The sequence below is a fragment of the Massilia sp. NP310 genome, assembly GCF_019443485.1.
Classification (GTDB): Bacteria; Pseudomonadota; Gammaproteobacteria; order Burkholderiales; family Burkholderiaceae_D; genus Telluria; species Telluria timonae.
Genome location: NZ_CP080379.1, coordinates 5,112,626 through 5,124,921 on the forward strand (window position 1 = coordinate 5,112,626; position 12,296 = coordinate 5,124,921).

Below are 12,296 nucleotides of genomic sequence, written 5' to 3' on the forward strand. Positions count from 1 at the left end.
TCATGACCTGCATTGGATGCAGCTGCAATCTGGCGGCATCATTTAATCTTACGCCGCATTAAACGGACGTCTTCAATGAAAAATTTTAGCACAGTCGTGGCCCGTGCTGCTGCTGCGGCGTTGCTCGCATGCGCCGCCGGCGCCTCGGCCCAGACCCCAGTGCCCGCTGCCGCCTGCAGCTTCCGCCCGGACGCACCCGACAAGCACGTCGTGGTCAAGGGCGATACCCTATGGGATATTTCTGGCGCCTTCTTGCGCAACCCATGGTGCTGGCCCCAGGTCTGGGGCATGAACCGTGACGAAATCCGCAACCCGCACTGGATCTATCCGGGCCAGACCATCTGGTTCGACCGCGCGCGTGGCCGCCTGAGCCTGCAACAGCCCGGCACTAGCCTCGATGGCGGCGACGACCGCGATGCGCCTCCGCTGACCCGCCTGTCGCCGCAGGTGCGCAGCGAAGGCCTGGCGCGCGACGCCGTGCCGGCGATTCCCGCCGGCGCCATCGAACCCTATCTGACCCAGCCGCTGGTGGTCGAGGCCGACGAGCTGGCGGGCGCGCCGCGCATCGCCGCCTCGCAGGAAGGCCGCGTCTACCTGGGAGAAGGCGACCGCGTCTACGTGCACGGCGACGTCAAGCACGAGAGCGTGTTCCAGGTGTTCCGCCCCGGCGCGGCGCTGACGGACCCGCAGACCGGCCTGGTGGTGGCGCACGAAGCCGCCTTCCTGGGCACCGTCAAGCTGCTCAAGCCGGCCGCGCCCGGCGTCGACGTGCACACCTTCCAGGTGGTCGATACCGTGCAGGAGATGGGCGTGGGCGACCTGCTGCTGCCGGCGCCGCCGACGCCGGTGCGCAACTACGTGCCGCACGCGCCGCTGCAACCCGTCGACGGCCGCGTCATGTCGATCTATTCGGGCGTGACCTACGCCGGACAGAGCCAGGTCGTCACTGTCAACCGGGGCACGGTTGACGGGCTCGATGTCGGCGCCGTGCTGCAGCTCTATCATCTCGGGAAGACTGTGGCCGATCCGCAAAGCCGGGGTTTCCTGGGCCTGGGCCGGCAGCAGTTGAAACTGCCCGACGAGCAATACGGCAGCCTGTTCATCTTCCGCGTGTTCAAGAACGTCTCGTACGGCTTGGTCATGCAGGTGACGGCGCCGGTGCAGGTGGGCGACGTCGCCAGATCACCGGAGTAACCCCGCCGTGCAAGACACGGAACCCCATCCCATTGCCGAGCGCGCCACCCTGATCGCCGATTGGCTGCGCCTGGAACAGGCGCATGGGGTGGGGTGCCGCAGCGCGCATGCGCTGTTGTCCGCCTTCGGCTCGCCCGGCGCCATCTTCAGGGCCGGGGCAACGGCGCTGGCGGCCCATGTGTCGGCGGGCCAGGCGCAAGCGGTGAGCGCGCCGGTCACGCCCGCCTTGACGGCCCTGGTCGCGGCCACCCTGGCCTGGCTGGAGCAACCCGGCCACCACCTGATCACCTTCCACGATCCCCTGTACCCGCCGGCGCTGGCCGAGAGCCCCGATCCGCCGCTGCTGCTGTACGCCGCCGGCCGCATCGAGCTGCTGGCGCGGCCCCTGGTCGCCGTGGTCGGCAGCCGCAACGCCAGCGTGCAGGGCAAGCTCGACGCCGAATCCTTTGCCGCGGCCCTGTCCGGCGCCGGCCTGTGCGTGGTGTCGGGGCTGGCGCTGGGCATCGACACCGCCGCCCATGAAGGCGCGCTGCGCGGGCTAGGCGCCACCATCGCCGTGGTCGGCACCGGACTCGACCGCGTCTACCCGGCGCGCAACCGGATGCTCGCCCACCGCATCGCCGAACACGGCTGCCTGCTCAGCGAATACGCGCTGGGCACGCCGCCGCTGGCCGCCAATTTCCCGCGCCGCAACCGTGTGATCAGCGGCCTGGCGGCCGGCGTGCTGGTGATCGAGGCGGCGGCCCAGTCGGGCTCGCTGATCACGGCCCAGATGGCGGCCGAGCAGGGCAGGGAGGTGTTCGCCTTGCCCGGCTCGATCCATTCCGCGCTGGCCAAGGGATGCCACCGCCTGATCCGCGACGGCGCGCAACTGGTCGAGACGGTGGACGAGGTGTTGCTGGCGATGCGGGTGTCACCGCTGGCGGCCATCGGGCAAGCATGTCGCCAGAAGCGCGACGCCGGGCCGGACGAAACGGCGGAAGAAGACGCCGAGCTGTTGCTCGCGCTGGGCCACGAACCGGTGGCGCTCGACGATTTGCTGGCGCGGCTGGGGGCCGATGCTGGCGAGCTCGGCGGGCGACTGCTGGGCCTGGAACTGGCCGGTCTGGTGGTGCAGTTGCCGGGCGGAAGGGTGCAACGCATCTGGCCTTAGGCCTACTTCGAATCAGGCCGCGTGGATGCACATTTAATAGATTGCTTGTGCTTCATCTCACGAAGTTTGCGAATTGTATGTTCTTGTTTTTAATCGTTTTTGGTAAGCTGGCTGATCGAACAAGGCTTGCATACAACGTTTTTTCCACGAGGCAGCGCGACAGGCGCGCTCTACTTGTGCCGCACGAAGTTTAGCTGCTACAGTAGCGTCACTATGTTCGACATCCTGGTCTATCTCTACGAGACGTACTACCGTCCCGACGCCTGCCCCGAGCCGGCAGCCCTGGCTCGCAAACTGTCCGCTGTCGGCTTCGACGACATCGAAATCTCGGAAGCGCTGGACTGGCTGACCGGGCTGACCGATGCGCCGCTGCCCGACACGATCGATGCCTCCACCGGCATGCGCTACTACGTGGACGAAGAATATATCGAGCTGGGCAGCGCCGCGATCGGCTTCATCGCCTTCCTCGAAAGCGCCAAGGTGCTCGGCCCCATCCAGCGCGAAATCGTCATCGAGCGCGCACTGGCCTGCGACGAGTCCCCCATCGCCTTGAGCAAGCTCAAGATCATCGTGTTGATGGTGCTCTGGAGCCAGGGCAAGGAACCGGACGCGCTGATGTTCGACGACTTGTTCAGCGACGACGACGAGCAGGAACCGCGTCTGCTGCACTGACCGCGGCGTCGCTTTTGTAAGACATTCGACGGGGCTAGTGCCCCGTTTTGCATTTCTGGCTCACCATTTCTGGGCGGCACATAGACCATATGTGGCCCGCATCGCACCATCACGAAGCGCAAGGTGTACTTGCAGGGAGCGCGATAACGCGCTTATCATTGGCCGCTTCATCTTGACAGTTACCAATCAGACACTATGGCCGGAATTTCACCGGCCCGGCTGCCAGCATGTATGATGCGCAAGCCCACACTATATAGATAGCACGACGAGAATCACTATGACCAAATCCCTCATCATCGCCGAGAAACCGTCGGTCGCGAACGATATCGCGAAGACGCTGGGCGGCTTCACCAAGCACGATGAGTACTTCGAATCGGACGACTACGTCCTCTCGTCCGCCGTCGGCCACTTGCTCGAGATCGCGGTGCCCGAAGAACACGACGTCAAGCGCGGCAAGTGGAGCTTTACCCACCTGCCGATGATCCCGCCTTACTTCGCGCTGAATCCGATCGCCAAGACCGAGTCGCGTCTCAAGGTGCTGAATAAGTTGATCAAGCGCAAGGATGTCACCACCCTGATCAACGCATGTGACGCGGGCCGCGAAGGAGAACTCATCTTCCGCCTGATCGCCCAGAACGCGAAAGCCAAGCAACCGGTCAAGCGCCTGTGGCTGCAGTCGATGACGGCCAACGCGATCCGCGAAGGCTTCAATAACCTGCGCAGCGACGAAGAAATGCTGCCGCTGGCCGACGCCGCGCGCTGCCGCTCCGAAGCCGACTGGCTGATCGGCATCAACGGCACCCGCGCCATGACCGCCTTCAATTCGAAAGAGGGCGGCTTCTACCTGACGACGGTGGGCCGGGTGCAGACCCCGACCCTGTCGATCGTGGTCGAGCGCGAAGAAAAGATTAAGAAGTTCGTGCCGCGCGACTACTGGGAAGTGCGCGCCGAGTTCGTGTGCGCCGCCGGCGTCTACGAAGGGCGCTGGCTCGACCAGAAATTCAAGAAGGACGAGAACGATCCCGAGAAGCGCGCCGAGCGCCTGTGGAGCAAGGCTGCCGCCGATTCGATCGCGGCCGCCTGCCGCGGCAAGCAGGGCAACGTCACCGAAGAAAGCAAGCCGACCACATCGATGGCGCCCGGCCTGTTCGACCTGACGTCGCTGCAGCGCGAGGCCAACGGCCGCTTCGGCTTCTCGGCCAAGAACACGCTGGGCCTGGCCCAGGCGCTGTACGAGAAGCACAAGGTGCTGACCTACCCGCGTACCGATTCGCGCCACCTGCCCGAGGATTACATCGGCACCGTGAAGTCGACCCTGGAAGCGCTGGCCGAGACCAATAACTACAATCAGTTCGCCAAGCAGATCAGCAAAAATGGCTGGGTCAAGCCAAACAAGCGCATCTTCGACAACACCAAGATCTCGGACCACTTCGCCATCATCCCGACCGGCGTGGTGCCCAAGAACCTGAGCGAGCCGGAACAGAAGCTGTACGACCTGGTGACGCGCCGCTTCCTGGCCGTGTTCTTCCCGGCCGCCGAGTTCCTGGTCACGACCCGCTATACCGAAGTCTCGGGCCACCAGTTCAAGACCGAGGGCAAGGTCATGACCAACCCCGGCTGGATGGCCGTGTACGGCAAAGACACGGGCGACGACAAGGACGGCGCCAACCTGGTGCCGGTGGCCAAGGGCGAGAAGGTATTGACCGACAAGGTCACGGCCAACGGCCTGGTCACCAAGCCGCCGGCGCGCTACAACGAAGCGACCCTGCTGTCGGCGATGGAAGGCGCGGGCAAGCTGGTCGATTCCGACGAGCTGCGCGATGCGATGGCCGGCAAGGGCCTGGGCACGCCGGCCACGCGCGCGGCCATCATCGAGGGCTTGCTGACCGAGAAATACCTGCTGCGCGAGGGGCGCGAGCTGATGCCGACCGCTAAGGCCTTCCAGCTGATGACCTTGCTGCGCGGCCTGGGCGTGAATGAACTCACGGCGCCCGAGCTGACCGGCGAGTGGGAATTCAAGCTGTCGCAAATGGAGAAGGGCAAGATTTCGCGTGAAGAATTCATGCGCGAGATCCAGCAGATGACCCAGATCATCGTCAAGCGCGCCAAGGAATACGACAACGACACGATTCCCGGCGAGTACGCGACCCTGGTCAACCCGTGCCCGAACTGCGGCGGCATGGTCAAGGAAAACTACCGCCGCTTCGCCTGCACCAAGTGCGACTTCTCGATGAGCAAGACGCCGGGCAGCCGCCAGTTCGAGATCGCGGAAGTCGAAGAACTGCTCAAGAACCGCACCATCGGTCCGCTGCAGGGCTTCCGCTCGAAGATGGGGCGCCCGTTCGCCGCCATCCTGCGCATCGTGCGCGATGAAGAGATCAAGAACTTCAAGCTCGAGTTCGACTTCGGCCAGGACGAGGAAGGCGAAGAGGGCGAAGGCGTCGACTTCAGCGGCCAGACCCCGGTCGGCCCTTGCCCGAAGTGCAATGGCGGGGTGTACGAAATGCCGCTCGCCTATGTTTGCGAGCACAGCGTGGCCAAGCCGAAGACCTGCGACTTCCGCAGCGGACGCATCATCCTGCAGCAGGAAATCGTGCCGGAACAGATGGCCAAGCTGTTGAACGACGGCAAGACCGACCTGCTGCCGGGCTTCGTGTCCCAGCGTACCCGTCGTGCATTCAAGGCCTTCCTGGTGCGCGGCAAGGACAACAAGATCAGCTTCGAGTTCGAGGAGCGCAAGGCCAAGCCGGGCGCCGCCGCCAAGGGCAAGGCGGGCGATGAGGCCGCTGCCGGCGCGGACGGCGCCGATGGTGCGGCAGCGCCAGTGAAGGCAGCGCGCAAGGCAGCCGCCAAACCGGCCGCCAAGCCGGCGACGAAGAAGGCAGTGGCCAGGAAGGCGCCGGCCAAGAAGGCGACCGCGGCCGCTGCGAAGAAGTAACAGGTCGAGGGCGGGTGCATCCCGCCCGGTCCGGACGTAAAAAACCGCGGCTTGCCGCGGTTTTTTTCATTCCAGCATCATGGATGTGCGATGCTCACTCCTGCCATTCCTTCAGTGCGAGGATTGCCGCCTCGCCATTGCGGATCGCTTTCACGCGCCGCACGACTTCATTGCGCCACGCTTCATCGGCGTCCTGGTCGGGGCCGTCGATGTCCTGTAGCAGCAGCTGCATGATTTCCTGTTTCTCGGACGGACTCAGCAGCTTGAGTCGTTCGGCGATTTCCGCGACGGCGTTGGACATGATGCTCTCTCCTATAATTTTGTTTCGATCATAGCGCGAGAACTATTGATTGTCGACTGGCAGCATATTGTCATTCGGTTTGCGATCGATCAATTTGTTGTCGGGATCGATGCCGGCGCGGCCCGGCACGCCATCGACCACCAGGGTCAGCTGCTGCGCGGCCTGGGTCACCAGCCGCCGTTCGCGCGCCAAGGGGTTGCCATTGCGGTCATCCACGCCGAATTCGACGTAGTCGTTCATTGGCACCGGCCGCTCCTCGCCCTGTTCCGTCATCCGCAGCTTGGCGGCGTGGGCATCGATCGTGACCTCATGCTTGCCGTCCGGACGGCGGCGCGCGACGGCGCTGGCGGCGCGGTTTTCGTAGAACACGATCGATTCGAACAGGTCGTCGATCAGGTAGGCCTTGTCCTGCGGCGTCACCGCGCGCAAGGCCCCGACCAGGCTGGAGGCGGTCGGGTAGGGCGCGCCGCGGTAGGCGTATTGCTGCAGCAGGCCGCGCAGCACGCCGCTCACGACGTCCTCGCCGAGCATGTCCTGCAGCAGGTACAGCGCCAGGCCGCCCTTGTACTGGTGGATGTAGCGCTGGTTCTCGTTATGGGCCAGCGGCAGTTCCTTCTCCTGTTCCTGGGCGCGGCCGATCAGGTAGGCCTCCAGGTCATGGCGCAGGAAGCGCCGCATCTTGTCCGCGCCAAGCGAGCGCTTCATCACCATCAGCGCCGTGTACTCGGCCAGGCTCTCGGACAGCAGGGTGGCGCCGCGCGTGTCGGCGCCGACCAGCTGCTGGCCCCACCACTGGCGCGCGGTCTCGCGGGCGCTGACGTAGAACGGGTAGTCGAGGTCCTTGGGCGAACCGGGATCGACGCGCGCGATGAAGGCGGCGCCTTCGGACAGGGGGATCAGGCCCGGGAAGGCTTGCGCGGTGCGGACGGTGCGCGGGAATTCGGCGATGCGCAGCTCGCGCAGCGGATAGCGGCCGACATGGCGCGCGCCGTAGTCCAGCCCGGCCTGGGCGCCGCGCACCAGGCGCTCGACGTTGACGTCGTGCCCCGGCTGGTAGTAGACGTCGATCGTCACATCCTGCCAGCGGTCGTGGCGGACCTCGTAGCGCGCCGACTGGAAGGCATAGGCGTTCAGCATGGGACGGTCCATCTTGTAGCGGAAGTGGCGCCGCCCGCCCTCGTTCCATTCGCGCACCAGGGTGCCGGGCGCGATCGCGACCTGGTCCGCGCTGGTGCTGACGGTGGCCTCGAAACCGATCCAGTCGGCGTCGACGCCGATGCGGTGGGTGGCGCGGCCGGCCGGGTCGTCGCGCGCCGGCATGGGCGCGCGCGCGGCCAGTCCGTGGCGGCGCCGGTCACGCACGTCGCTCAGTTCGACCGAAGGTTGATAGCCGATGCGCGGCATGACCTCGTTGGTGAAGAAGGTGCCGTTGGCGACCACCGGCGTGTCGCTGCCCAGGCCCAGCAGGCCGCGCGGCGCGTAGTCGAGTTCGAAATCGAGGTCCAGACGCGCGCCAGGCGCCAGCGGGGCGGCCAGGCGGTAGTGGTAGAAACCGCGGTCGGGATCGAGCGTGACCGTCGTCGCCGGCTGGCCGAAGTTCGGCGTCAGGCGCGCGCCGCGCTGCTGGTACAGCACCAGGTCGCGGATCGGCGCGCCGCTGCGGTTCTCGAGCCGGTAGCTGCCCTTGACGTGCAGGGCGCGCCGTTCGGGATGGATGGCGGCGTCGAGCTTGACGTCGACGATGCGCGGCTGCGGCAGCCGCGCGAAGCCGTGGTAGCGCTTCTCGTATTCGGCGCGCAGCACTTCGCTGCGCCAGGTGGTCAGGTAGCCGCCGCTCGAGAGTTCCCAGGCCAGGCCCCCCCCAGCGCCCGCGAACACGGCCAGCCCCAGGCCGAAGCAGGTCAACACCTTTGGCGTCAGGTTGCGGCGCGCCAGGCGCAGGCGCTCGCGCCAGGCGTCGTCGACCCCGCGCGGCCACAGCGCGCGCGCCAGCGCCAGCAGCATCAGCGCCGCGCCGCTCCAGTACAGCAGATAGAAGCGCTCGCGCAGCAGTTGGTGGCCGAAGCCGTTCATCGGCGAATACGTCAGGTCGGGCCAGACCCCGTACAGCAGCAGCGGATGGTTCTGGCCGGCACTGTTCAACAGCAGCGCCGCCACGAGCCAGGCGATCATTAAAAAGTTGGCCAGGTATTTGTGATTGACGACGACCTGCACCGCGATCGCCAGCACCGCGATCAGCGCGTAGTTCGGCAGCAGGATGGTAAACAGCGCATGCAGGTACAGCCCTGGCTCGAGCTGGAAGTAGCCCTTGAACAGCTGGATCAGCATGCCGGTGACCATCGCCAGCAGCACCAGCAGCGCCTGCAGGCCGATCAGGGCCAGGGTCTTGCCGGCCAGCGGCAGCCAGCTCGGCACCGGCAGCGCGTCCAGCATCTGGGCCACGCGCGTCTCGCGTTCGCGCCAGACCAGTTCACCGGCATAGAAGATCGTGATGGCCAGCATGAACAGGCCGAACACCGCGCGGATCAGCTCCAGCACCATATAGGTCACCGGATAGGTGGCGGCGCCGTAGATGGCGTCGAGGTCGATTCCGCCGGCGACCAGCGCCAGCACGCCGCCGGTGGCCAGCGCCGCGAAATAGACGTTGCGGGTCATTTCGCGCAGTTCGCCGCGCGCCGACTTGAACAGCAGCAGCGCCAGGCTGCGCGCCGCGAAATCGGGTTGCGCGGTGGTGTCGCGCGCGGCCTGCGACAGTTCGACCGGCAGGTCGGGCTGGGCCTGGCCGCGGCCACGCGTGCGCGCCTGCACGTCGGCCTCGCCGATGAAGTGGAAGCGCCAGTAGCCGAGCAGCAGCGCCAGCAGCGCGAAGCCGCACCACAGCAGGCGGTTGATCAGGTAGACGTCCTGCAGGTCGATCGGATTGAGGTTGCGCTCGGCCAGCGGCCAGTACTCGGTCAGCAGGAACAGGGAGGTGGTGCCGAACGGGTCGATCAGGGCGGCCAGGGTCTTGAAGTCGAGGTCGCGCGCCAGCGAGGGCGCGACGGTATAGCCGATGGTCATGACCACGGCGGCCACGTAGACCGGCAGCATGCGCCGGGTCAGCGCGGCGAGCACGAAGAAGATCGCGCCGAAGATGAACAGGTTGGGCAGCAGCGTGAACAGGTAGGGCTTGATCCAGGCCGACGCCAGAGATCCGCCCAGGCGGTCGGACGCGATGCCGGGAATGAAGGTGCCGAGCCACAGCCCGATCACGATGCCGGAAAAGATCACCGCCAGGGTCGCGAACGCGCCGAGGAAGCGGCCGAACACGTAGTCGGCCTTGCTTAACGGCGCGCTGAAGAAGAAGTGGTGCATCTCGTGTTCGAAGTCCTGCTGCACCGCGCGTCCCATCACCGCCGCCGTCACCACCGTGCCCAGGCTGCCGAGCAGCGCCGTCGCGATCGCGATCTGGCGCGGCGCGTCGACCAGGACCCGGCTGCCGAAGGTGACGAGCAAATCGCGAAACGCCCCGCCCGAGGCGGCCATCCAGGTCATGGCGAGCGCCAGGAAGACGGCGAAATAGACCCAGGTCGAGAGCCGCCGCAGGCGCTGGCCCGCTTCGAAGCGGGCGATGACGAACAGGGCGCGCACGGTCAGCAGTTCCCGGCGGCCGGGTTGTGGCGGCCGGCGATGGTGGCGAAATACACGTCTTCCAGGCTGGCGCGCGCCGGCTCGAAGCCGTCGCCCGGATCGTCCTCGGAATACACATGGATCAGGGTGCGTCCGCTGAGCAGGCGGGTCGAGATCACGCTGTAGCGCGCTTGGTAAGCGGGCAGCTCGGCCTTGGTGACGAAACGGGCCCAGATGAAGTCCTCGATCCCGTAGATCAGCTCTTGCGGCTCGCCGCACAGCAGCACCTGGCCCTTGTTGATGATCGCCATATTGGCGCACAGGTCGGCCACGTCGGACACGATGTGGGTCGACAGCAGCACCGTGCGTTCTTCGCCGATGTCCGACAGCAGGTTGTGGAAGCGCACCCGCTCCTGCGGATCGAGGCCGGCGGTGGGTTCGTCGACGATGATCAGGCGCGGGTCGCCCAGCAGGGCCTGGGCGATGCCGAAGCGCTGGCGCATGCCGCCCGAGAAGGTGCCCAGGCGCTGGTCGCGCACTTCCCACAGATTCGTTTGCTGCAACAGGCCGTCGACCACTTCGCGCCGGCGCGCCTTGTGCGACAGGCCTTTCAGTTGGGCGAAATGGTCCAGCAGTTCGTAAGCGCTCACCTTCGGGTAGACGCCGAAATCCTGCGGCAGGTAACCGAGCATGCGGCGCACCGCGTCCTTTTCGTCGAGCACGTCGATATCGTCCAGGAACACCGAACCGGAGTCGCACTCTTGCAAGGTCGCCAGGATCCGCATCAAGGTCGATTTGCCCGCGCCATTCGGGCCGAGCAGCCCGAACATCCCGGCCGGGATGTTGAGCGTGACACGGTCCAGCGCGACCACGCCGTTGGCGTAGGTCTTGGACAAATTGCGGATTTTCAATTGCATGACGACTCCTGGCTGCTGCCTCGCGCGTATTTACGCCAGGCCAAACACTTTTTCACACTGGCATTGTATTCAATCGGCACGGCCACGGCGGGCGCGGTGCGACATACGGTCCAAACAGGGACCCAGACCGCATTATCCGGTGACAGGACGCACGATGGTTTTCTTTCGATAAATTTCTTGCAATAGAAGACCGCGTGCGGCGCAAGCCGGGGCAAAGCATGGATAATGGCTGCATGGACTCCATCACCCAAGAAAAGCTCTTGATCCTGATGCGCGAGGGGCGCAGCCGGGCCGAATCCACCGACTGGTTCCGCGTCGCGCTGGGACTGGTCTACCTGGCCGGCCTGATGACCAAGGAGGCGATCGACTTCGAGACGGTCGATCGCGAGTACAACCGCTTCATCTATCACACGCTGGGCAAGGGCCACACCATCACCAGCGTGCTGCAGTTCATGAGCGGCGCGAAGGTGATGCCGACGGTGGAGTCGGCGCGCTTCCTGGACGCCTTCAGGCGGCATTGCCCGGGCGTGCCGCTGGTGTCGTTGCCCTTCCTGCTGGAGTTGAACCTGGGCGTGGCCAAGAACATCTCGGGGCTGGAGCCCGAGGGACCGCTGGCCGACTGGATCGCGCGCAAGAAACAGGAGCAGGGAACGCAGCAGGATGGCGCCGGAGAGCAGGCGCACGCTGGGCCGCATGCCGAAGGCATATAATGAACGCTTCAGCGACCAGAACATCGAGCACACCATGATTGCGAACCGTTTCATCAGCCCCCTGGACCAACTGATCGTCGGCGTCGACAAGGCCTTGCGCGTCGTCGGCGGCGTGGCGGCGATGTCGCGCCCGAACCCGGGCGCGCACGCCATCGACGGCGAACTGAGCGACGCCGAGCGCCGTCACAGCGCGGGCCTGATGCGGGTGAACCACGTGGGCGAGGTATGCGCGCAGGCGCTCTACGATTCGCAGGCCAACTTCGCCCATACGCAAGAGGTGCGCACCCAGTTCGAGCACGCCGCGCGCGAGGAAGAAGACCACCTGGCCTGGTGCGCGCAGCGCCTGACCGAGCTTGGATCGCAGCCGAGCGTGCTGAATCCCCTGTGGTATGCGGGCGCCTACGTGATGGGCAGCGTGGCGGCGCGGATCGGCGACCCGGTCAGCCTGGGCTTCGTGGTCGAGACCGAGCGCCAGGTCGAGGCGCACCTGAACAGCCATCTGGAACTGCTGCCCGCGCAGGACGCCAAGTCGCGCGCCATCGTCGACCAGATGCGCATCGACGAGATCGCGCACGCCGACGCGGCGCAATCCGCGGGCGCGGCGTCGCTGCCGTTGCCGGTCAAGGTGGCGATGCGGGCGATGGCGAAGGTGATGACCACCACCGCTTACCGGATCTGATCCGCGGGCTATACGATCCGCAACTTGCAAACGTCATTCCCGCGAAGGCGGGAATCCAGGTTCGACGCGCTGCCACCGACTTTTGACGGTCCCGGTCTTCCAGCACACTTAGGTTCCCGCCTG

Annotated in this window: 9 protein-coding genes; 6 read left to right on the plus strand and 3 right to left on the minus strand. The window is 65.9% G+C overall.

The annotated features are described in order from the left end of the window. Positions 1-75: 75 nt before the first annotated feature. The 4 genes from KY496_RS22540 (at position 76) to KY496_RS22555 (ending at position 5,957) form a co-directional block, all read left to right on the plus strand. Positions 76-1,194, plus strand: coding sequence for a LysM peptidoglycan-binding domain-containing protein (locus KY496_RS22540; RefSeq protein WP_005667877.1), 1,119 nt, complete (start codon positions 76-78; stop codon positions 1,192-1,194). Between the two features lie 7 nt (positions 1,195-1,201). Continuing rightward, positions 1,202-2,347 carry a DNA-processing protein DprA gene (dprA, locus tag KY496_RS22545; RefSeq protein ID WP_219862529.1) on the plus strand — a complete coding sequence of 382 codons (1,146 nt, stop codon included), beginning with the start codon at positions 1,202-1,204 and terminating at the stop codon, positions 2,345-2,347. 213 nt (positions 2,348-2,560) lie between these two features. Further along, positions 2,561-3,019: a DUF494 family protein gene (locus tag KY496_RS22550; RefSeq protein WP_005667881.1), complete on the plus strand. Its 459-nt coding sequence runs from the start codon at positions 2,561-2,563 to the stop codon at positions 3,017-3,019. Between the two features lie 277 nt (positions 3,020-3,296). Then, positions 3,297-5,957 carry a DNA topoisomerase III gene (locus KY496_RS22555; RefSeq protein WP_219862531.1) on the plus strand — a complete coding sequence of 887 codons (2,661 nt, stop codon included), beginning with the start codon at positions 3,297-3,299 and terminating at the stop codon, positions 5,955-5,957. A 94-nt stretch (positions 5,958-6,051) separates the two neighbouring features. Here the strand turns inward: KY496_RS22555 and KY496_RS22560 are convergent, their stop codons facing one another. From KY496_RS22560 to KY496_RS22570, 3 genes are read right to left on the minus strand one after another with little or no spacing between them, the layout of a single operon-like run. Further along, positions 6,052-6,258 (minus strand): addiction module protein, encoded by a 207-nt coding sequence (locus KY496_RS22560; protein WP_005667885.1) that lies wholly within the window; start codon positions 6,256-6,258, stop codon positions 6,052-6,054. Positions 6,259-6,300: 42 nt separating this feature from the next. Next, the gene (locus KY496_RS22565) at positions 6,301-9,888 is read right to left on the minus strand and encodes a hypothetical protein (protein ID WP_219862533.1); all 3,588 of its coding nucleotides are present in this window, start codon (positions 9,886-9,888) and stop codon (positions 6,301-6,303) included. A 2-nt stretch (positions 9,889-9,890) separates the two neighbouring features. Continuing rightward, the gene (locus tag KY496_RS22570; RefSeq protein WP_005667889.1) at positions 9,891-10,784 is read right to left on the minus strand and encodes an ABC transporter ATP-binding protein; all 894 of its coding nucleotides are present in this window, start codon (positions 10,782-10,784) and stop codon (positions 9,891-9,893) included. Positions 10,785-11,017: 233 nt separating this feature from the next. Between KY496_RS22570 and KY496_RS22575 the strand changes: the two genes are divergently transcribed. Next, positions 11,018-11,494, plus strand: coding sequence for a hypothetical protein (locus KY496_RS22575; protein WP_219862535.1), 477 nt, complete (start codon positions 11,018-11,020; stop codon positions 11,492-11,494). 34 nt (positions 11,495-11,528) lie between these two features. Next, positions 11,529-12,173 carry a 2-polyprenyl-3-methyl-6-methoxy-1,4-benzoquinone monooxygenase gene (coq7, locus tag KY496_RS22580; protein ID WP_040777181.1) on the plus strand — a complete coding sequence of 215 codons (645 nt, stop codon included), beginning with the start codon at positions 11,529-11,531 and terminating at the stop codon, positions 12,171-12,173. Positions 12,174-12,296 lie beyond the last annotated feature (123 nt).

What these genes read in the sequence shown, in the direction of transcription:
- KY496_RS22540 (WP_005667877.1), top strand. Translation starts at nt 76, where the DNA reads ATGAAAAATTTTAGCACAGTCGTGGCCCGTGCTGCTGCTGCGGCGTTG.
- KY496_RS22550 (WP_005667881.1), top strand. Translation starts at nt 2,561, where the DNA reads ATGTTCGACATCCTGGTCTATCTCTACGAGACGTACTACCGTCCCGAC.
- KY496_RS22555 (WP_219862531.1), top strand. Translation starts at nt 3,297, where the DNA reads ATGACCAAATCCCTCATCATCGCCGAGAAACCGTCGGTCGCGAACGAT.
- KY496_RS22560 (WP_005667885.1), bottom strand. Translation starts at nt 6,258, where the DNA reads ATGTCCAACGCCGTCGCGGAAATCGCCGAACGACTCAAGCTGCTGAGT.
- KY496_RS22570 (WP_005667889.1), bottom strand. Translation starts at nt 10,784, where the DNA reads ATGCAATTGAAAATCCGCAATTTGTCCAAGACCTACGCCAACGGCGTG.
- KY496_RS22575 (WP_219862535.1), top strand. Translation starts at nt 11,018, where the DNA reads ATGGACTCCATCACCCAAGAAAAGCTCTTGATCCTGATGCGCGAGGGG.
- coq7 (WP_040777181.1), top strand. Translation starts at nt 11,529, where the DNA reads ATGATTGCGAACCGTTTCATCAGCCCCCTGGACCAACTGATCGTCGGC.